This is a genomic window from Diaphorobacter sp. LI3, assembly GCF_022807955.1.
Taxonomy (GTDB): Bacteria; Pseudomonadota; Gammaproteobacteria; order Burkholderiales; family Burkholderiaceae_C; genus Diaphorobacter; species Diaphorobacter nitroreducens.
Map to the genome: position 1 here is coordinate 3882501 of NZ_CP094346.1, position 20503 is coordinate 3903003.

Annotated in this window: 20 protein-coding genes (1 of these 20 running past the window's edge); 4 read left to right on the top strand and 16 right to left on the bottom strand. The window is 67.2% G+C overall.

The genetic code is table 11. The annotated features are described in order from the left end of the window. The 6 genes from MRB47_RS18120 to MRB47_RS18145 form a co-directional block, all read right to left on the bottom strand. On the bottom strand, window positions 1-27 hold the 5' end (the start) of the coding sequence (locus MRB47_RS18120; protein ID WP_252101389.1) for a benzoate/H(+) symporter BenE family transporter. The gene continues 1167 nt to the left of window position 1, outside the view; the window shows 27 of its 1194 coding nt (coding positions 1-27); it begins with the start codon at window positions 25-27; its stop codon lies off the left edge, out of view. A 121-nt stretch (window positions 28-148) separates the two neighbouring features. Beyond that, window positions 149-2017 (bottom strand): potassium transporter Kup, encoded by a 1869-nt coding sequence (locus tag MRB47_RS18125; protein ID WP_011806995.1) that lies wholly within the window; start codon window positions 2015-2017, stop codon window positions 149-151. Between the two features lie 140 nt (window positions 2018-2157). After that, a complete protein-coding gene (gene gshA / locus MRB47_RS18130; RefSeq protein ID WP_011806996.1) occupies window positions 2158-3453 on the bottom strand; it encodes a glutamate--cysteine ligase in 1296 nt (431 codons plus the stop codon). Window positions 3454-3517: 64 nt separating this feature from the next. After that, complete coding sequence (locus tag MRB47_RS18135) at window positions 3518-4984, bottom strand: TrkH family potassium uptake protein (protein ID WP_088888198.1); 1467 nt, start codon at window positions 4982-4984, stop codon at window positions 3518-3520. Between the two features lie 15 nt (window positions 4985-4999). Further along, the gene (trkA, locus tag MRB47_RS18140; protein WP_088888197.1) at window positions 5000-6454 is read right to left on the bottom strand and encodes a Trk system potassium transporter TrkA; all 1455 of its coding nucleotides are present in this window, start codon (window positions 6452-6454) and stop codon (window positions 5000-5002) included. A 64-nt stretch (window positions 6455-6518) separates the two neighbouring features. Then, window positions 6519-7799, bottom strand: a complete 1281-nt coding sequence (locus tag MRB47_RS18145; RefSeq protein ID WP_135149865.1) for a glutamate-5-semialdehyde dehydrogenase — start codon at window positions 7797-7799, stop codon at window positions 6519-6521. Between the two features lie 90 nt (window positions 7800-7889). Between MRB47_RS18145 and MRB47_RS18150 the strand changes: the two genes are divergently transcribed. Then, window positions 7890-8183: a hypothetical protein gene (locus MRB47_RS18150; RefSeq protein ID WP_015914502.1), complete on the top strand. Its 294-nt coding sequence runs from the start codon at window positions 7890-7892 to the stop codon at window positions 8181-8183. 57 nt (window positions 8184-8240) lie between these two features. On the opposite strand, the gene holA is transcribed toward MRB47_RS18150, so the two are convergent. From holA to leuS, 3 genes are all read right to left on the bottom strand, one after another. Next, complete coding sequence (gene holA / locus MRB47_RS18155; protein ID WP_252101390.1) at window positions 8241-9287, bottom strand: DNA polymerase III subunit delta; 1047 nt, start codon at window positions 9285-9287, stop codon at window positions 8241-8243. A gap of 73 nt (window positions 9288-9360) precedes the next feature. Next, window positions 9361-9870: an LPS assembly lipoprotein LptE gene (lptE, locus tag MRB47_RS18160; protein ID WP_047351527.1), complete on the bottom strand. Its 510-nt coding sequence runs from the start codon at window positions 9868-9870 to the stop codon at window positions 9361-9363. Between the two features lie 13 nt (window positions 9871-9883). Continuing rightward, the gene (gene leuS, locus MRB47_RS18165; RefSeq protein WP_252101391.1) at window positions 9884-12616 is read right to left on the bottom strand and encodes a leucine--tRNA ligase; all 2733 of its coding nucleotides are present in this window, start codon (window positions 12614-12616) and stop codon (window positions 9884-9886) included. Between the two features lie 143 nt (window positions 12617-12759). Here leuS and MRB47_RS18170 point away from each other — a divergent pair, with 143 nt between their 5' ends. Next, window positions 12760-14040 (top strand): mechanosensitive ion channel family protein, encoded by a 1281-nt coding sequence (locus MRB47_RS18170; protein ID WP_252101392.1) that lies wholly within the window; start codon window positions 12760-12762, stop codon window positions 14038-14040. 84 nt (window positions 14041-14124) lie between these two features. On the opposite strand, the gene MRB47_RS18175 is transcribed toward MRB47_RS18170, so the two are convergent. From MRB47_RS18175 to MRB47_RS18190, 4 genes are all read right to left on the bottom strand, one after another. Further along, complete coding sequence (locus MRB47_RS18175) at window positions 14125-14565, bottom strand: ExbD/TolR family protein (RefSeq protein ID WP_123675559.1); 441 nt, start codon at window positions 14563-14565, stop codon at window positions 14125-14127. 5 nt (window positions 14566-14570) lie between these two features. Then, window positions 14571-15239 (bottom strand): MotA/TolQ/ExbB proton channel family protein, encoded by a 669-nt coding sequence (locus tag MRB47_RS18180; RefSeq protein WP_252101393.1) that lies wholly within the window; start codon window positions 15237-15239, stop codon window positions 14571-14573. 7 nt (window positions 15240-15246) lie between these two features. Beyond that, window positions 15247-16068, bottom strand: a complete 822-nt coding sequence (gene dapB, locus MRB47_RS18185) for a 4-hydroxy-tetrahydrodipicolinate reductase (RefSeq protein WP_123675558.1) — start codon at window positions 16066-16068, stop codon at window positions 15247-15249. 76 nt (window positions 16069-16144) lie between these two features. Further along, the gene (locus MRB47_RS18190) at window positions 16145-16684 is read right to left on the bottom strand and encodes an outer membrane protein assembly factor BamE (protein ID WP_370633062.1); all 540 of its coding nucleotides are present in this window, start codon (window positions 16682-16684) and stop codon (window positions 16145-16147) included. A gap of 113 nt (window positions 16685-16797) precedes the next feature. On the opposite strand from MRB47_RS18190, the gene fur reads away from it, so the two are divergent. Next, window positions 16798-17214 carry a ferric iron uptake transcriptional regulator gene (gene fur, locus MRB47_RS18195; protein ID WP_015914510.1) on the top strand — a complete coding sequence of 139 codons (417 nt, stop codon included), beginning with the start codon at window positions 16798-16800 and terminating at the stop codon, window positions 17212-17214. 13 nt (window positions 17215-17227) lie between these two features. On the opposite strand, the gene hprK is transcribed toward fur, so the two are convergent. The 3 genes from hprK to hpf form a co-directional block, all read right to left on the bottom strand. After that, window positions 17228-18184: an HPr(Ser) kinase/phosphatase gene (gene hprK / locus MRB47_RS18200; RefSeq protein ID WP_011807010.1), complete on the bottom strand. Its 957-nt coding sequence runs from the start codon at window positions 18182-18184 to the stop codon at window positions 17228-17230. Between the two features lie 21 nt (window positions 18185-18205). Next, on the bottom strand, window positions 18206-18673 hold the full coding sequence (locus MRB47_RS18205; protein WP_252101394.1) for a PTS sugar transporter subunit IIA: 468 nt from the start codon (window positions 18671-18673) through the stop codon (window positions 18206-18208). A 133-nt stretch (window positions 18674-18806) separates the two neighbouring features. Beyond that, window positions 18807-19160, bottom strand: a complete 354-nt coding sequence (gene hpf / locus MRB47_RS18210; protein WP_011807012.1) for a ribosome hibernation-promoting factor, HPF/YfiA family — start codon at window positions 19158-19160, stop codon at window positions 18807-18809. A 376-nt stretch (window positions 19161-19536) separates the two neighbouring features. On the opposite strand from hpf, the gene MRB47_RS18215 reads away from it, so the two are divergent. Further along, window positions 19537-20457, top strand: a complete 921-nt coding sequence (locus MRB47_RS18215; RefSeq protein ID WP_011807013.1) for a phosphoribosylaminoimidazolesuccinocarboxamide synthase — start codon at window positions 19537-19539, stop codon at window positions 20455-20457. The last annotated feature ends 46 nt before the right edge of the window (window positions 20458-20503 follow it).

The following is a 20503-nucleotide window of genomic DNA, read 5'->3' on the forward strand; positions in this document are numbered from 1 at the left end:
CAGGCTCAGGTCTTTGAAAAACTGCATGGCGGCGGATTGTGGCATTGCTCTTGGCGCAACCACTGTCCTGCTTCATCAAAATATATAGCTGCTTGCGCTTGCCCGCTAAGCGCTAGAGGCCAAAAACCTTACAAACCCGCCAGCCCAATCAGATCTCGACCTTGGAGCCCAACTCCACGACGGCGTTGCTGGGCAGGTGCAGGAAAGCCGCCACCCCGCTGGCGTTGTGGTGCATCTGCGCAAACAGCTTTTCGCGCCACGGCGCCATGCCGCTGCCGATGGTAGGCACGACCACGTCGCGCGAGAGGAAATAGCTGGTGCTCATGGTTTCCAGTTCGCAGCCGCGGCCGTGCATCAGGCGCAGCGCGCTGGGCAGGTCCAGTTCATTCTTGAAACCGTAGTTCACGGTGACCTGCCAGCAGTCGCCTCCCAACGGCGCTACCTGCAGGCGCTGGTCCAGGCCGATCCAGGGGGTCTCGTGGTAACGCACGGTGACGAACAGGTTCTGGCGGTGCAGCACCTTGTTGTGCTTGAGGTTGTGCAGCAGTGCATTGGGCACCACGCCCGCCTCGGCGCTCAGGAACACCGCCGTGCCGTCCACGCGCATGGGCGGGTTGGCCTGCACCGAGGCCAGGAAGTCCTGCAGGCCTATGGAGTCCTCGCGCAGCTTGTCGTTGAGCAACTCGCGTCCGCGCTTCCAGGTCATCATGAGCGTGAACACCAGCCCGCCGATCATCAGCGGGAACCAACCGCCCTGCAGCAACTTGAGCAGGTTGGAGCTGAAGAACGCCAGGTCCACGACAAAGAAGAAGCCCGTGGTGGCCACGCACAGCGCCAGCGGATAGCCCCAGCCGTAGCGGATCACGAAGAAGGTGAGCACCGTGGTGATCAGCATGTCCAGCGTCACCGCAATGCCATAGGCGGCCGCCAGGTTGCTGCTGTTGCGGAACATGACCACCGCCAACACGATGGCGACGAACAGGCTCCAGTTCACGAACGGCAAGTAGATCTGGCCTGTCTCGCGCACGCTGGTGTGCTGGATGTTCAGCCGCGGCAGGTATCCCAGCTGGATGACCTGCTTGGTCACGCTGAACGCGCCGGTGATCAGCGCCTGCGACGCAATCACCGTGGCCATGGTGGCCAGCACCACCAACGGCACCAGCGCCCAGTCGGGCGCCATCATGTAAAACGGGTTCTTGACGGCGGATGGCTCGGCCAGCAGCAGCGCGCCCTGGCCGAAGTAGTTGATCGTGAGGGCCGGCATGGCCACGCTGAACCACGCCAGGCGGATGGGGCGCTTGCCGAAATGTCCCAGGTCGGCGTACAGCGCCTCTGCGCCGGTGACGCACAGCACCACCGCGCCCAGGATGATGAAGCTGATGCCCGGGTTGCCCAGGATGAAGCCCAGTGCATGGTGCGGGCTCAGGGCGCCAAGGATCTCCGGATGGCCCACGATGTGCGGCACGCCCAGGGCTGCGATCGTAAAAAACCAGACCAGCGTCACCGGGCCGAAGTAGCGGCCCACCCCCGCCGTGCCGCGCTTTTGCACGGCGAACAGCCCGAATAGCACCACGAGCGTGAGCGGAATCACCGCCTTGCCGAAATGCGGCGACACCACCTCCAGGCCCTCGATGGCCGAAAGCACGGAGATCGCCGGCGTGATCACGCCGTCGCCATAGAACAGGGACGTGCCGAAGATGCCCAGGCCCAGCAGCCAGCCGCGCAGGCGCGGCCGGTCCTTCACCGCCTGCGACGCCAGCGCCAGCATGGCGATGAGGCCGCCCTCGCCGTGGTTGTCCGCGCGCAGCACCAGCACCACGTATTTGAGCGAGACGATCACGGTGAGCGTCCAGAACAGCACGGACAGCACGCCGTACACGTTGGCATGCGTGAAAGGCACATGGCCGGAGCCGAAGACCTCTTTGACCGCATACAGCACGCTGGTGCCGATGTCGCCATAGACGACGCCGATCGCGCCCAGGGTGAGCGCTGCTAACGACGATTTGGAGGTTTGCACGGTGAACAGGTCCGGGCTGCTGCCTCAGCGGCCACGGGGGATGCCAAAGGAGCGCCATTGTGCGCCGCCCCCGCTCCAGGCACATACGGGGTACCGCCTATGTTGCAATGCAGCAACTGCAGGGCGGCACATCCGGCGCATCAGTCGTACACCTCGGCCTCGGGGTCCGTGGCCTCCAGCTCGTAGCTGGCCGCGAGCATCGCCAAGCGGGCGATGACGCCGTACATGTAAAAGCGGTTGGGGGCACTGGCGCCCGGACGCGCACCGGGCTGCGGCAGATGGGTACTGTGCTCGAACGCCAGCGGCACGAAACTCGCGCCGGGGATGTTCAGGTTCTCGTCCACGCCGCGTTCGGCATGCATGCGGTAGAACCCCCCGACCACGTAGCGGTCCATCATGTAGACCACCGGCTCGGCCACCGCTTCGTGCACGCGCTCCTGGGTGAGCACGCCCTCCTGCACGATCACGTCATGCACGACCTGGCCGTCCTTGATCACGGCCATCTTGTTCTTGGTCTTGCGATTCAGCCCGTCCAGTTCCTTGGCATCGCGCACCGTCATGATGCCCATGCCGTAGGTGCCGTTGTCGGCCTTGACGACCACGAACGGCTTTTCGTTGATGCCGTATTCCTTGTACTTGCGGCGCACCTTGGCCAGCGTGGCGTCCACAGCGCTGCGCAGCTCCTCCATGCCCGTGCCTTCGTTGAAGTCCACGCCCTCGCAGCGGCTGAACAGCGGATTGATGAGCCAGGGATCGATGCCCAGCATCTTGCCAAAGCGTTTGGCCACCTCCTCGTAGCTCTGGAAGTGGCGGCTCTTTCTGCGCACGCTCCAGCCCGCATGCAGCGGCGGCAGCAGGTACTGCTCGTACAGCTCCTCCAGAATGCCCGGCGGGCCGGCCGACAGGTCGTTGTTGAGCAGGATGGTGCAGGGGTCGAAGTTCTTCAGCCCCAGGCGGCGCTTGCTGCGGATCACCGGCTCCAGCGTCACGGTCTCGCCATGGGGCAGCGTGATGGTGGTGGTCTTCTTGATCTCGGGGCTGATGGAGCCCACGCGCACGTTCAGCCCGGCCATGTTGAAGATGCGCACCAGCTGCGCCACGTTCGCCAGGTAGAAGGTGTTGCGCGAATGGTTCTCGGGAATGATCAAGAGGTTGCGCGCTTCGGGGCAGATCTTTTCGATGGCCGCCATGGCCGCCTGCACCGCCAGCGGCAGCATTTCATTGGTGAGGTTGTTCCAGCCGCCCGGGAACAGGTTGGTGTCCACCGGCGCCAGCTTGAACCCCGCGTTGCGGATGTCCACCGACGAGTAGAACGGCGGCGTGTGTTCCATCCACTCCAGACGGAACCAGCGCTCGATGGCTGGCATGGAGTCGAGGATGCGCTGCTCCAACTCGTTGATTGGCCCGGTGAGCGCGGTGATGAGGTGGGGAACCATGAAGAGCCCTCAAATGGGAGACGGAAAGAGGTTGGCGACGATTGTAGGGAAGGCCCCGTGCGCCCTAGCGCCGCCAGAATGCGGGCGTGAGCAGGGCCATGAAGCTCAGGATCTCCAGGCGTCCCAGCAGCATGGCCAGCGTACAGACCCACAGCTGGAAGTCGGTGAGCACCGCGAAGTTGGAGGCCGGCCCCAGCATTCCCAGCCCCGGCCCCATGCAGTGCACGCTGGCCAGCACGGCCGAGAACGCGGTCACCATGTCCAGGTCGGTCAGCAGCAGCACCATGCTCAGCGTGATCACCGTGGCGCCGTAGACCAGCATGAAGGCCAGCACCGAGAAGATCATGCGGTTGTCCACCACGCGGTCGCCCAGGCGCACGGGCTGCACCGCACGCGGGTGCACGATGCGCGTCATCTCGCGGCGCGCCTGCTTCAGCAAGATCAGCATGCGCACCATCTTGATGCCGCCGCCCGTGGACCCGGCGCTGGTGGCCACGCCCGACAGCAGCAGCATGAACACCGGCGCGAACACCGGCCAGCCCAGGTAGTCGGTGGTGGCAAAGCCCGTGGTCGTGGCCACCGACACCACGTTGAACATGCCGTGGCGCAGCGCCTGCAGCGGGTCGTACACGCCCTTGGCCCACAGCAGCAACGCCACCAACAGCCCGCCGCCCAGCAGCGCGGTGATCGTGGCACGCATCTCGGGGTCACGCCAGAAGCCCCGCCAGTTGCCCTTGCGCAGCGCGATGAAGTACAGCGCGAAGTTGCAACTGGCGCACAGCATGAAAACCAGGGCGATGGTTTCCAGCAGCGGCGACTCGAAGTAGGCAAAGCTCGCATCGTGCGGCGACAGCCCGCCCAGGCTGACGGTGGCGAACATGTGCATGATCGCGTCCGGCGGCGTCATGCCGCCCAGCCAGAACGCGAGCGCGCACACCAGCGAGAACACCACGTACACGCCCCACAGCCCCTTGGCCGTCTCGGTCATGCGCGGGGTGAGCTTGGTGTCTTTCACCGGGCCCGCAGCCTCGGCCTTGAAGAGCTGGCTGCCGCCCACCCCCAGCAGCGGCAGCACCGCCACCGCAAGAATCAGGATGCCCATGCCGCCGATCCACTGCATGAACGTGCGCCACATGTTCACCGACAGGGGGAGCCGATCCAGCTCGGCCAGCACCGTGGCGCCGGTGGTGGTGAGGCCCGACACCGATTCGAAGTAGGCATGCGTGAACGACAGCGGCCGGTCGATGGCGTGCATCACCAGCAGCAGCGGCAGCGCCGCGAACAGCGGCAGGATTCCCCACACCACCGACACCAGCATCACGCCGTGGCGCGGCAGCAGCTCGCGCTTGTGCGCGCGCAGGCCGCCCCACAGCAGCGCGCTGGCCATGGATGTGACGGCGATGGCCGTGGCGTAGTGCTGCCACAGGCCCTCCCGCGCCCAGAGCGACGCCGCCAGCGGCACCCCCATGGACACGGCAAACAGTGCCAGCAGGGCACCGAGTACGCGCATGACGGGCAGGACGTCGGACATCGCGGCTCCTGCCGATCAGAAGAAGGTGGCGCTCACGCGGAACTGCTTTTCCACCTCGCGCACCAGCCGCTTGTGGGGCAGGAAGAACACCACGTGGTCGTTGCTCTCGATCACGGTGTGGCTGCGCGGAATGATGACCTGGGGCGGTGCGTCGGCCGGCGGCTCGCCACCGTCCTCGGGCAGACCGCGCACGATCAGACCCATGTGCACCTCGGCGGGCAAGTGGATCTCGCTGACCTTGCGGCCCACCACGCGCGAATTCTTGCGGTCGCCGCGGGCCACGATCTCCAGCGCCTCGGCCACGCCGCGGCGCAGGCTGTGCACGGCCTGCACGTCGCCGCGCCGCACATAGGCCAGCAGCTCGCCCAGCATGGCCTGCGCGGGCGACAGCGCAATATCGATCTGCGTGCCGTGCATCAGGTCGGCATAGGTGCGGCGGTTGATGAGCGCCAGCACGCGGCTCGCGCCCATGCGCTTGGCCAGCAGGCTGGCCATGATGTTGTCCTCGTCGTCATCGGTGAGCGCCAGGAAGAGGTCCACCTCCTCGATGCTCTCGTCGCCCAGCAGGTCCTCGTCGGTGGCGTCGCCCTGCAGCACGAGGATGTCGGAGGGCAACTCGGCCGCCAGCGCCACGCAGCGCTCGGCACTTTCCTCCACCACCTTGATGTGAAAGCCCCCCCGCTGGGCCAACTGGCGCGCCAGCCGCAGGCCCACGCGCCCGCCGCCCGCGATCATGATGCGGCGCACGGGCCGGGCCGGGTGCCCATGGTGGCGGTGCAGCGCGGCCAGCACCTGCGGGATCTGCTCGCGCGCGGACAGCACGAACACCTCGTCACCCGGCTCCACGCGCGTGGCGCCGTCGCAGGGCAGGAAGCGGTCGGGCTCGTCGGGAAAGCGCCGGTAGATGGCCACGATGCGCATGGCAACGTCGGGCGCGGTTTCGCGCATGGTGGCGATACGCATGCCCACCATGGGCGCGCCGGGGCGCGCGCGCACCGACACCAGGCAGGCGCGCCCGCCCGCGAATTCGCGCACCTGCAGCGCCTCGGGGTATTCCACCAGCTTGCCGATGTAGCGCGTGAGCGATTCCTCGGGGCAGATGACGCGGTCCACGCCAAAGCCCTCCTTGCCCAGCAGCGCCTGGTTGCGCTCCAGTTCCAGGCCCGACGAGCGCACGCGCGCGATGCGCGTGGGGATGTTGAACATCAGCTGCGCGACCTTGCAGCACACCAGGTTGGTCTCGTCCTGCGCGGCGCAGGCGATCAGCAGGTCGGTGTCGCGCGCGCCGGCCTCGGCCAGCACCTGGGGGTCGATGCCGTTGCCCACCACCCCGCGCAGGTCAAACCGCGCCTCCAGGTCGCGCAGCCGCTCGGCGTCGGTGTCGATGACGGTGATGTCGTTCTTCTCCGACACCAGGCTGTCGGCCACGCTGTAGCCCACGCGCCCCGCTCCCAGGATGATGATCTTCATGCGAAATTGGCCTCAATCCCAATGTTGGCGGGCGCCAGCAGCTATCAAACTAGCAGCAACCCCATCAAGTCCGCACCTCACCCTCACCCAACACCACCCACTTGAGCGACGTCAGGCCCTCGATGCCCACCGGGCCGCGCGCGTGGAACTTGTCGGTACTGATGCCGATCTCGGCGCCCAGCCCGTACTCGAAGCCGTCGGCAAAGCGCGTGCTGGCATTGACCATCACGCTGGCGGAATCCACGTCGCGCAGGAACTGCTGTGCGTGCATGTGGTCGCGCGTGAGGATCGCGTCGGTGTGGTGGCTGCCGTAGCGGTTGATGTGCGCGATGGCCTCTTCCACGCCTGCCACCACCTTCACGCTGATGATGGGGGCCAGGTATTCCTCGCTCCAGTCGGCCTCGGTGGCCTCGACCAGCTGCACGCCCGGAACGGCGCGCAATATGGCCAGCGCCTCGGGGCAGCCGCGCATCTCCACGCCCTTGGCGGCGTAGACGGCGCCGATCTGCGGGAGGAATTGCGCTGCCACGCCGCGCGCCACCAGCAGGCCCTCGCTGGCGTTGCACGGGCTGTACTTCTGGGTCTTGGCGTTGTCGGCCACCTGCACGGCCATGGCGATGTCGCAAGGGTCGTCCACATAGGTGTGGCAGTTGCCGTCCAGGTGCTTGATCACGGGCACCTTGGCCTCGGCGCTGATGCGCTCGATCAGCCCCTTGCCGCCGCGCGGGATGATCACGTCCACATATTGCGGCATGGCGATCAGCTGGCCCACGGCGGCGCGGTCGGTGGTCTGCACCAGTTGCACGCCGTGCTCGGGCAGGCCGGCCTCGGCCAGCGCCTGGGCCACGAGGCGCGCCAGCGCCTTGTTGGAGTCGATGGCCTCGGAGCCGCCGCGCAGGATGCAGGCGTTGCCGCTCTTGATGGACAGGCTCGCGGCCTCGATGGTCACGTTGGGCCGGCTCTCGTAGATCATGCCGAACACGCCGATCGGCACGCGCATCTGCCCCACGCGGATGCCGCTGGGCTGCTGCTTCATGCCCTGGATCTCGCCAATGATGTCCGGCATGGCCGCCAGCTGCTCGCAGCCCTGGGCGCAGGTCTCCAGCACCTTGGGGGTCAGCTTGAGGCGGTCCACCATGGGCTCAGCCAGGCCGGCGGCGCGCGCGCGCTCCAGGTCGCGGGCATTGTCCCCCTGCAGGGCGTCCACGTTCTGGCGCAGCAGCCGCGCCAGGGCCAGCAATGCCTTGTTTTTGATAGCTGCCGGCGCGCGCGCCATTTGGGCGGAGGCCGTTTTTGCCTGCAAACCAAGCGTGTGCGTGTATTCAGCGATGTTCAGCGCGTTCATGGGCGTGATTCTGACGCAGTTCACCGCCGCCACGCTGGCCGGGGGACTCCGGCTACGCTTGAGGCCTTTGCCACCCTCCGTGCCCTCGCCATGACCGCCGAACTCGCCACCCACCAGCTCGACAACCTGCAGGCCGACCTGCACGCCCTGCGCGAGCAGCGCATCAGCAACCACGCCTTCAGCGCCGCCGCGCGCGGCCACGCCGTGCTGCTGGCCGCACTGCCCCCGCGCTATGGCGAGGTGCTGCTGGGGCTGTTGGACCGGCTGGAGGCCGGCGCGCTGTTCACCGAGGAGAGCTGCTCCTTCAGCCACCAGGCACTGGTGGACCAGCTGCAGCAGTGGGCGGACAAGGCGCGTGCGGCGTTGGTCGCCCAAAACTCCTAAATCAATAGCTACTAGCGCTTATCCCATAAGCGCCAGAGCCATACTTTCCTTGCGATCTCAGCGCGCCAGCTTGCACATCTGCAGCGCCAGCCGCGAGAGCGCCTGCCAGCCGTCCTGTGGCCAGTCGGGCGCCTTCAGGCCCTTGACGATGCCGTCCACCGTGTGGGCGGACTGCAGCAGCCGCGCCAGGGCGGCGTCGCTGGCCTGGGGCAGCAGGCGCTCGAACAACCGCTCCTTCGCGCCCCAGACGCGGTTCTCGCGCAGGGCCATGGGCAGGGGCTTGCCGGCGTTCATGGCGTCTTTCACGCGCTTGAGGGCGCGGATGTCCTCGGCCAGCGCCCAGTGCACCAGCACCTCGGCCTCGCCCTCGGCCTGCAGGCCGTCCAGCATGCGCTGCACGCGCGCCACCTGGCCGGAAAGCACCGCCTCGGACAGCTTGAACACGTCGAACCGCGCCACGTTGAGCACGGCGGCTTCGACCTGCGCCCAGGTGAGTTCCCCCTCGGGGTGCAGCAGCGCGAGCTTCTGGATCTCCTGGTGCGCGGCCAGCAGGTTGCCCTCCACCCGGTCGGCGAAGAACTGCAGCGTGCGCTGCCCCTCTTCGCCCGCGACCACGCGCTGGCCTTGCGCGGCCAGGCGCTGGGCGATCCAGCCGGGCAGCTGGGCGCGCTCCACGGGGTCGATCTGCACCGTGGCGCCGTGCGCTTCGAGCGCCGCGAACCACGCGCCCGTGCGCGTGGCCTTGTCCAGGCGCGGCAGCACCACCACGGTGAGCGTGCTGTCGTTGCCCGGCGCGGCGGCAGCCATCTGCTGCAGCGCGGCGGCGCCGTCCTTGCCGGGCTTGCCCGAGGGGATGCGGATCTCCACGATCTGCTTGTCGGCGAACAGGCTCAACGACCCGCCCGCGGCCAGCACACCGCTCCAGTCGAAATGCGCGCCGGCCACGGTGAAGCTGCTGCGCTCGGTATAGCCCTGCGCACGTGCCGCGGCGCGGATGGCGTCCAGCGCCTCCTGCTGCAACAGCGCCTCGTCGCCGTGCAGCGTGTAGAGCGGGCGCAGGCCTTTGTGCAGCTGCGCACCAAGCTGGTTCAAAGCGATTTGCATGCGGCCTGTTCTAGTAACAAATATGCCGCTAGCGCCCGTGCAGTAAGCGCAAACAGCTATTAAATAAGGAGCGTTACAGCGATTTCACTGCCGCCAGGCGGCGCATCAGCTGTTGCACGAGGTCGGTGCGCATGTTGCGAAACAGCATGGCCTCCTCGCCTTCCTTGGAAAGGGCGACGGTTTCGTTGTAGCTGATGTCGCGCTGTTGCAGCAGCTCGGTGTCGGCGATCCATTCCTGGCCTTGCTGGCCGCGCAGGCGGATGCGCACGCGCTGGCGCAGCTGCAGCTCGCGCACCTGGCCTGAGGCGTTCAGGCCCACCACCACGCGCTCCTGCTGCTCGGACAGCACGTCCAGGATCGCCTCGGCCTGGGGCAGCTGCGCGGGCGCCGTCAGCACCACGAGGTCCCCGCCCGCCCCCTGCAGCGTGCGGATCAGCTCACGTGCCAGCGGCGAGCCGGGCTGCGCCTGCACGTACAGGGACCGGAAGGCGAACTGCGGCGCGCCGCGCAGGCGAAAGCCGCAGGCGGTGAGGGCGGCCAGCGGCGACAGGGCCAGGGCGGTGAGCAGGGTGCGCTTGTGCATGGCGGGAGGGCTCTCAGACGACGACGTTGACCAGGCGGCCGGGCACGATGATGACCTTCTTGGGCGCCTTGCCCTCGGCGAACTTCTGGAAGTCCTCGCTCGCCAGGGCCGCCTGCTCGATGGCAGCCTTGTCGGCCGAGGCGGCCACGCGGATCGCGCCGCGCAGCTTGCCGTTGACCTGCAGCATCAGCTCCAGCTCGTCCTGCACCAGGGCATCGGGGGCCACCTGGGGCCAGGCGGCGTCCAGCAGGTCGCCCAGGGTGCCCGCGTAGCCCAGCTCGTCCCACAGCACGTGGGCGATGTGCGGCGTGGCCGGGTACAGCACGCGCAGCAGGATGCCGAAGCCCTCGATCAGCGCCACCTGGGCGCCGGCGCTGTCCGTGGCCTTGAAGTCCTCCAGCGCGTTGATCATCTTCATGGCGCCGGAGACCACGGTGTTGTACTGCATGCGCTGGTAGTCGTAGTCCACCTGCTTGAGCACGGTGTGGATCTCCAGGCGCAGCGCCTTGGCTTCCTTGCCGAACTGCACGTCCTTCAGGCTGGCGGCGCCCGCCACGCTGGCCAGGGCCGCGTCCTTGTCGATGGCGGACAGCTTCACGCCGAAGTTCCACACGCGGCGCAGGAAGCGGTAGCTGCCTTCCACGGCGGCGTCGTTCCACTCCAGCGTCAGCTCGGGCGGCGCGGTGAACATGGTGTACAGGCGCGCGGTGTCGGCGCCGTACTTCTCGATGAGCTGCTGCGGGTCCACGCCGTTGTTCTTGGACTTGGACATCGTGCCCACGCCCTCGTAGTCGATGGGCGTGCCCACGGGCAGCAGGCCGTCGCCGCTCTCGGCGGGGTTCTTGAGCTTGGCGCCAACGATCTTGCCGGCCTCGTCGTAAACGTGCTCGACGTCGTGCGGCCAGAAGTAGTCCTTGGCGCCCTTGGCCGTGCGGCGGCTGTAGATGTGGTTCAGCACCATGCCTTGCGTGAGCAGCTTGGTGAAGGGCTCGTCCACCTTCACCAGCCCCAGGTCACGCATCACCTTGGTCCAGAAGCGCGCATACAGCAGGTGCAGGATGGCGTGTTCGATGCCGCCGATGTACTGGTCCATGCCGCTGCCGCCGGTGGCGACCTTCTGGTCGCGCATCCAGTAGTCGGTGCCGCCCGCCACCATGGCGTCGCGGTTCTTCGGGTCGCAGTAGCGCATGAAGTACCAGGACGAGTCCACGAAGGTGTCCATGGTGTCGGTCTCGCGGCGCGCGGGCTTGCCGCAGCAGGGGCAGTCCACCTTCAGGAAGGCCTCGCACTTGGCCAGCGGGTTGCCGCTGCCGTCGGGCACCAGGTCCTGCGGCAGCACCACGGGCAGGTCCTTCTCGGGCACGGGCACGGCGCCGCAGCTCTCGCAGTGGATGATGGGGATCGGCGTGCCCCAGTAGCGCTGGCGGCTGATGCCCCAGTCGCGCAGGCGCCAGGTGGTCTTGAGCTCGCCCAGGCCCTTCTCGGCCAGCGCATGGGCCACGGCGGCCACGGCGTCCTGGTACGACAGGCCGCTGAAGTTGTCGGAATTGATGGTGACGCCGCGCTCCTTGTCACCGTACCAGTCCTGCCACTGGTGGAAGTCGAAGGTCTCGCCGTCCACCAGCACCACTTGCTTGATGGGCAGCTGGTACTTGAGCGCGAAGGCAAAGTCGCGCTCGTCGTGCGCGGGCACACCCATCACGGCGCCGTCGCCGTAGCTCATGAGCACGTAGTTGCCCACCCACACCTCGACCTGCTCGCCGGTGAGCGGATGGGTGACGAACAGGCCCGTGGGCATGCCCTCTTTTTCCTTCAGGGCCAGCTCGGCCTCGGTCGTGCCGCCCTTCTTGCATTCCTCGATGAAGGCCGCCAGCGGGGCGTTGGACGCCGCGGCGTGCTGGGCCAGCGGGTGCTCGGGCGCCACGGCGCAGAATGTCACGCCCATGATGGTGTCGGCGCGCGTGGTGAACACGTACAGCTTGCCGTCCTGGATCCGCTCGCCCGCGGCGTTGCGGATGTCGTGCGGGAACGCAAAGCGCACGCCCGCCGACTTGCCGATCCAGTTTTCCTGCATCAGCCGCACCTTGTCGGGCCAGCCGGTCAGCGTGGCCTTCTCGTTGCCGATCTGCACATGGTCCAGCAGCTCCTGCGCGTAGTCGGTGATCTTCAGGTAGTAGCCGGGGATCTCGCGCTTTTCCACCAGCGCGCCGGTGCGCCAGCCGCGCCCGTCGATCACCTGTTCGTTGGCCAGCACGGTCTGGTCCACCGGGTCCCAGTTCACGACCTGGGTCTTGCGGTAGGCGATGCCCTTGTCCAGCATCTTCAAAAACAGCCACTGGTTCCACTTGTAGTAGTCGGGGTCGCAGGTGGCGACCTCGCGGCTCCAGTCGATGGCCAGCCCCATCGCCTGCATCTGCTTCTTCATGTAGGCGATGTTGTCGTAGGTCCACTGCGCGGGCGGCACGCCGTTCTTGAGGGCGGCGTTCTCGGCCGGCAGGCCGAAGGCATCCCAGCCCATGGGCATGAGGACGTTGTGGCCCTTCATGCGCAGGCTGCGCGTGAGCATGTCATTGATGGTGTAGTTGCGCACATGGCCCATGTGCAGCTTGCCGCTGGGATAGGGCAGCATGGAGCAGGCGTAGAACTTGGGCTTGGCCTGGTCCTCGGTCACGCGGTAGGCGTCGTTGGCATTCCAGTGGGCATGCGCGGCGCGCTCCACCTCGGTGTGGTTGTATTTGTCTTGCATGGAAGCTGGGAAAAGGGGAACCGCGCACCTGCGCAGTGGTCACAATGGGCTGTACTGCGCCCAATTCTAGGCGTTCATCCCCCAATCCCCTGCATGGCCGCCCCGCCTGGGCCGGCTGTTTCCTGCATTTCTGGAAAGTTGTCTTGCCTGTGTCCGTGCCCCCGCTGATTGCCGATCTGGATCCTTGGCTGCAGGCCGCCCTGGGCCTGTGCGGCCTGGTGCTGCTGGCCTTCGCCCTCCAGTCCGTCGCCCAATACGTGCTGCTGAACACCGTGCCGCGCCTGCGCGAACGCGTGGGCGCGCGCTGGGCGCGGGTGTTCTGGCACGACCAGGTGTTGCGGCGTCTGGCGCATGTGGCACCGTCGCTCGTCATCCAGGCAGGCATCGGCGCCGTGCCCCATGTGCACCCCGTGGCGGCCGCAGTGATCGGCAACGTGGCCGTGGCGCTCACCGTGCTGCAGCTGGTGCGGACGCTGATCGCGCTGCTGGACGCCGTGCTGCACGAGCATGAGCAGGCCCCGGACGGCGTGCCCACAGCCACGCGCTCGATCAAGAGCTATGTGCAGCTGGGCAAGCTGCTGCTGGCGCTGGTGGGCACCATCGTCATCGTGGCGGCGCTGGTGGACCGCTCGCCACTGATCCTGCTGTCCGGCCTGGGCGCCATGTCGGCGGTGCTGATGCTGGTGTTCAAGGACACCATCCTCTCGTTCACCGCGGGCGTGCAGCTGTCGTCCAACGACATGCTGCGCGTGGGCGACTGGATCGAGATGCCCCAGGTGGGCGCGGACGGCTTCGTGGTGGACATCGCGCTGCACACCGTGAAGGTGCAGAACTGGGACAAGACCATCACCACCATCCCCACCTGGCGGCTGATGAGCGAGAGCTTCAAGAACTGGCGCGGCATGTTCAGCTCGGGCGGGCGGCGCATCCGCCGCGCGTTGCGGCTGGACACGAACTCGATCCGCTTTCTCACCGAGGCGGAGATCGAGCGCCTGTCGCGCATCGCGCTGCTGCGCCCCTACCTGGAAGGCAAGCTGCGCGACGTGCAGCAGACCAATGCCGCCCTGCAGGCGCAGCTGGGTGCGCAGGCGCTGGAGCCCGCCAACCAGCGCCGCCTGACCAACATCGGCACCTTCCGCGCCTACTGCGAAGCCTATGTGCGCGCGCACCCGCGCATCCACCAGCAGATGCTGCTCATCGTGCGCACGCTGGAGCCCACGGCCGAGGGGGTGCCGCTGGAGCTGTACTGCTTCACGGCCACCACGGCCTGGGTGGAGTACGAAGCCATCCAGGGCGACATCTTCGACCACCTGATCGCCGTGCTGCCGGAGTTCGGCCTGCACCTGTTCCAGAGCCCCACGGGCAACGACATCCGCGCGGGACTGCGCCAGCGCGCCCCAACAGCCATGGCCGCGTTGCAATAAAAATAAGAGCTGCCAGCGCTTGCCAGCTGTCGTTTTCAGCTACTTTTCTACCGCAAACACCCGCACATCAAGCGCGAGCAGCTCCTATTTTTGAGTGCCTTGCACGGCCCCATCGGTGGGCTGCGTGACGAAACCAATGCGCTGCAGGCCCGCCGCATGGGCAGCCCCCATCACCTCCACCACGCGGCCGTAGGGCACGGCGGTATCGGCGCGCAGTTGCACCTCGGTGTCCGGCGCCTCGGCGGCGATCTGGCGCAGGCGCTGCGCCAGCGCATCGGCGCCCAGGGGCTCATCGTCCAGGTAGGCCTGGCCGGCCGTGTCCACCACCAGCATCACGGCATGCGCGGGCGTGCCCGGTTGCGCGCCTTCGGCGCGCGGCAGCTGCAGCCGGATGCTGCTGGCCAGCAGCGGCGCGGTCAGGATGAAGATCACCACCAGCACCAGCATCACGTCCACCAGCGGTGTGACGTTGATCTCGCTCATGGGCTGCGGGCCCGGGGTGCGCTCCAGTCGGCCGAATGCCATGGCGTTTACCGGCCCGAGTCGGCGGCGTTGGTGTCGATGACCAGCTCGCGCAGGTCGCGGGCAAAGCCTTCGAGGTCGGCCTCGATGCGGCCGATGACACGCCCGAACCAGTTGTAGGCCAGCACGGCGGGGATCGCCACCGTGAGTCCGGCGGCGGTCATGATCAACGCCTCGCCCACCGGGCCGGCGACGCGCTCGATGCTGATCTGCCCCGCGCCGGCCATGGCCGTGAGCGCATGGTAGATGCCCCACACCGTGCCCAGCAGCCCCACGAACGGCGCCGTGGAGCCCACGGTGGCCAGCAACACCTGGCCGAACTGCAGCTTGCCCAGCACGCCATGCAGCGCATCGCGCAACACGCGCGTGAGCCGCTGCGACAGGCCGCCCTGCCCGGCCAGCGTGGCCGCGCCGGCCTGCTCCACCTGCTGCGCGGCACGCACCAGCGGCAGCACCAGCCCTTCACGGTCAAAGGCGGGCAGACGCTCGGCCGCCACGGCCAGCGACGGCGCCTGCCAGAACGCGGCCGTGCTGCGCGGCACGTCCACATGGGCGCGCCGCATCAGGCGCAGCTTCCAGAAAATCACCACCCAGCTGGCGACCGACATGGCCAGCAGCAGCAGCGCCGACGCCTGCGTGACCGCATCACCCTGACGCAACCAGTGCAGGCTGTCCATGGGCAGGTTACTTGAGGTTCAGCACGTCGAACATGTCGAACAGGCCCGCGCGCTGCGTGGCCAGGAAGCCCACCGCGCGCAGGCTGCCCTGGGCGTAGCCGGCGCGGCTGCTGGACTTGTGCGAGATCTCCACCCGCTCACCCGTCCCGGCGAACAGCACCGTGTGGTCGCCCACGATGTCGCCGCCGCGCACGGTGGCAAAGCCAATGGTGTCTGCCTTGCGCTCGCCCGTGTGGCCGTAGCGCTCGTACACGGCACGGTCGGCGAGCCGCGTGCCCTGCGCCTCGGCAATCACTTCGCCCATCTTCAGCGCCGTGCCCGAGGGGGCGTCCACCTTGTGCTTGTGGTGCGCCTCGATGATCTCGATGTCATAGCCCGTGCGCAGCGCCTGCGCGGCCATCTGCAGCAGCTTGAGCGTGACGTTCACGCCCACGCTCATGTTGGGCGCGAACACGATGCCCACCTTCTGCGCGGCGGCCTCGATCTGCGCCTTCTGCGCATCGGAAAAGCCCGTGGTGCCGATGACCATCTGCACGCCGAGTTCCGCGCACACGGCCATGTGGGCCAGCGTGCCCTCGGGGCGCGTGAAGTCGATCAGCACGTCGGCGTCCTTGAGCCCCTCGCGCAGGTCAGCGGTGATGACCACACCGCTCGCGCGCCCCAAAAACGCGGCGGCGTCCGTGCCCACGGCGGGGTTGCCGGGCTGGTCCAGCGCACCAGCCAGCACGCAGCCGTCGCTCGCCTGAATCGCCTCGATGAGCATGCGGCCCATGCGGCCAGAAGCGCCGGCCACGGCCACGCGGCGGGGAGCGGAGGAGGAAGAGGTCATGTCAGTTCGCAATCCAAACAGGGGGCGGTTCTGCTGCGTCCAGCGCGACGCGCTGCAGCGGGCGCACCGGCCGCGTTCAACGGCGCGGAGATTCCAGCGGCGGATAGCTCGTGGCGGGCGGCAGAGCGGGCGCGGCGGCCGGCTCGGCGGCCGGCTCCGCCTTGGGAAAGCGCGCGAGCTGCGCCTCGGTGGCCTCAAGCTGCGGCACCTTGGGCTTGGACACCTTGGTGGAGAGCGAGGCCACGAACTCGGCCTCGGTGGGCATCTCGTCGCCTTCGACACGCTCCATCACGTTGTCCTTGAAGAACACGGTGAGCTTGCGCGTCTGCACCTCGACATCGGGGCGCTTGAGGGTGAAGACGTATTCCCAGCGGTCGGAGTGGAACACGCTCACCATGAGGGGTGTGCCCAGGATCTCACGCACCTGCTGGCGGCCCATGCCAGGCTGCAACATCTGCACCTGCTCGCGCGAGATGAAGTTGCCCTGCACCACGTCCACCTTGTAGGGCGTGACCATGCCGGCCAGGCGACTGCCGGTGCCCGCGCAGCCGGCCATCCCGGCACCAATCAACACAATGGCGCCCCAGCGGGCGCCCCAACGGGCGGGTGCAAACATGGGTTTATGCATAGGGGATATGATCCGGCCCATTGTAGCGGCTGGATCTTCTGGGCCTTGCGCGCAAGCCGCCGGTATCCATGGTTTCGCCCTGGCACACGAAAGACCTTGTCATGACGAACATCGACGAACTCAAAAGCACCGGACTCAAGGCCACGCTGCCCCGGCTGAAGATCCTGGAGATCTTCCAGAAGGGCGCCCAGCGCCACATGACGGCCGAAGACGTATTCCGCGTGCTGCTGGACGAGCGCTCGGACATCGGGCTGGCCACCGTGTACCGCGTGCTCACGCAGTTCGAGCAGGCCGGCATTCTGATCCGCAGCAATTTCGAGAGCGGCAAGGCCGTTTACGAATTGAACGAGGGCCAGCACCACGACCACTTCGTCTGCACCGCCTGCGGCAAGGTCGAGGAGTTCTACGACCCCGAGATCGAAAAGCGCCAGAACCTGATCGCCCAGGCCAAGGGCTGGGTGGTGCACGACCACGCCATGGCGCTCTACGGCCAGTGCGCTAATTGCGCGAAGAAATAAGAGCCCGGCGCCCTCAGGAGGCGCCGCCCCGCTCCATCGCGCGCCGGTGGCGCTCCACGAACTCCTGATAGGTATCGATGCCGCGCAGTTGCAGGATGGTGTTGCGCACAGCCGCTTCCACCAGCACCGCGATGTTGCGGCCCGCCACCACCTGAATCACCACCTTGAGCACCGGCACGCCCAGTACGTCCTGCGTGAGCGGCTCGTAGGGAAGGCGCTCGTAGTCGCGTTCCAGCGTCTCCTTGCGCACCAGGTGCACGATGAGCTTCAGCCGCATGCGCCGGCGCACGGCCGTTTCGCCGAAGATGGCGCGAATGTCCAGCAGACCGATGCCGCGCACCTCCAGCAGGTTCTGCAGCAACTCGGGGCACTTGCCCTCGATGGTGGTCTGGTTGATGCGGTACAGGTCCACCGCGTCGTCGGCCACCAGGCCATTGCCGCGCGTGATCAGTTCCAGCCCCAGCTCGCTCTTGCCCAGGCCCGACTCGCCCGTGATGAGCACGCCCAGACCCAGGATGTCCATGAACACGCCGTGCATGGTGGTGCGGTCGGCAAAGTGCTTGGACAGGTAGGCGCGCAGCACATCGATCACGAAGGCCGCGGACTCCTGGGTGGAAAACATGGGGATCTGCGCGCGTTCGCACATGGACACCACCTCGTCCGGCGCGGCCTGGCCGTCGGCCAGCACAAGCACGGGGGGCTCCAGCGTGACGATGCGCGCGATGCGGCGCTTGCAGTCCTCCGGCGTGGCGTTGGTCAGATAGGCAATCTCGCGTTCGCCCAGGACCTGCGCACGGTAGGGATGGATGTAGTTCAGGTAACCCACCAGGTCCGCACCCGAGCGGGCGGCACGCACCGCCACCTCGGCAAAGCGCCGCTCGGACGCGCCCAGGCCCGCCACCCACTCCCATTTCAGGAGGTTGCGGAACTCCTCGAAGAGCACATCCGCGCTGACGACGTTGGGTTTCACGGCGGCGCGATGGCGGTGGCGTCAGGCGCCCTGGGCGGACTGCCAGGCCGCGATCAGCGCATGCAGGCTGGCCGCGTCGGTATGGGTCTTGAGGCGTTCGCGCAAGGCTCCGTCGCTCAGCAGTTCGGCGATTTCCGAGAGGATTTCCAAGTGCTTTTGCGTGGCCGCCTCGGGCACCAGCAGAAAAATCAGCAGCGATACGGGTTGCTCGTCGGGCGCGTCGAAGCCGATCGGCTGCGCCAGTTGGAACACCGCCGCCATGGGCGACTTCAGCCCCTTGATGCGGCCATGGGGAATGGCCACGCCATGGCCCAACCCGGTCGAACCCAGGCGTTCGCGCGCAAACAGGCTGTCGGTGATCAAGGCCCGCGACAAACCGTGCTGGCTTTCGAACAACAGGCCCGCCTCCTCAAAGGCACGTTTTTTGCTGGTGGCATCGACGCTCACGAGCACTTGTGCGGGAGGCAGTATGGAAGCAAGTCGATTCATGGTCTGAGCGACGATTATGCACGCCTAGCGGAAACCCTGAGAGTGTATCCACTGGCAACAAAAAACCGCCCTGGCTGGGCGGTTACGGCACCGCCGGCGCGTTCCGGCGGTACACAGTCCTTCAAGAGACGGTTCAAGCCGTGGCGGCAGCTGCTGCCTGAATGGTGGCGCGGCGTAGGCCGGCCTGGTGGTCCTGCAGACGGTCCTTGTGGCGCACGACCATGCGGTCGAGCTTGTCCATCAATTCGTCCACGGCGGCATACAGGTCGAAATGGGTGCTTTCCACGAACAGGTCATTTCCTTTCACATGCACGGTGCATTCAGCGCGCTGGCGCTTTTCCTTTTCCTTCTGCTTCTCCACGGTCAGTAGCACCTTGACATCCACCACCTGATCGAAGTGGCGGGTAATGCGGTCCAACTTGGACGTCACATAGCTGCGCAAGGCGGGGGTCACTTCAAGGTGATGGCCGCTGATCGTCAAGTTCATAGACAAGTCTCCTGTGACTCACAGTTGAAAAACACCGCCCCTTGCCGGTGCAGGGCGGTCTGCGAACGTGAATGCATTCAGGCCTGGGTTCACTATGCGCCCGCCGCCAGCGCAAATCAATCGTTCCCGCGCATAGCGCAAGGGATATGACAGGAAGGTGTCAAACCGACCGAAACGCATCACAATCGTTGGGTTGCCTCCAGCGCCGACCTGGGGCTCCAGCCTCTCCAACCCGCGTACCTTGTGGCGGGTGCACGGCGCCCGCACGGGGGCCGCGTCGCTAAAATCCCTTCCTTCGACCTCGCCACCGGCGGGGCGTCTTGCCCCAACGTCCACCGCGCGCCTGCATTGCGCGAGCGCCTTCCGTACGACCGCCATGACCCAGCCCAGCACCTCTGCACTGCACACCTCCGCCCTGACCTCGCTGCCGCTCCTGGCACGCGGCAAGGTGCGCGACAACTACGCCGTGGGTGACGACCGCATCCTGATGGTGGCCAGCGACCGTCTCTCGGCCTTCGACGTGATCATGGGCGAGCCCATCCCCGGCAAGGGCGAGTTGCTCACCCAGATGGCACTGTTCTGGTTCGGCAAACTGGGACACATCGTGCCCAACCACCTTACGGGCGAGGCGCCCGAGAGCGTGGTCACGCCGGCGGAGGCGCCCCAGGTGCGGGGCCGCTCCATGCTGGTGCAGCGCCTCAAGCCCATCCCCATCGAGGCCGTGGTGCGCGGCTACCTCGCCGGCAGCGGCTGGAAGGAGTACCAGGAATCGCGCTCCGTCTGCGGCGTGCCGCTGCCAGACGGCCTGACCAATGCCGCCAAGCTGCCGCAGACCATCTACACGCCCGCCGCCAAGGCCGCCATGGGCGAGCACGACGAGAACATCAGCTTTGAGCGCACCGTGGAGATCGTGGGCCTGGATCTGGCCACCAGGATCCGGGACATCTCCATCCAGCTGTACGAGGCCGCCGCTGCCATCGCGCTGGAAAAGGGCATGATCATTGCCGACACCAAGTTCGAGTTCGGCCTGGCGCCCGACGGCACGCTGGTGCTGATGGACGAGGTGCTCACGCCCGACAGCTCGCGCTACTGGCCCGTGGAGGGCTATGCCGAGGCCCTGGCCAAGGGCGAGAACCCCCCCAGCTACGACAAGCAGTTCGTGCGCGACTGGCTGGAGCAGGCCCAGGTGGGCGGCAAGCCCTGGAACAAGACCGCCCCCGCGCCGCGCCTGCCGCGCGAGGTGGTGGAAAAGACCGCTGCCAAGTACCGCGAAGCGCTGGAGCGCCTGACCGCCTGATTGCTTGCGCGACGCCCCTGGCCGGGGATCGGCCGAGGATCGCCAA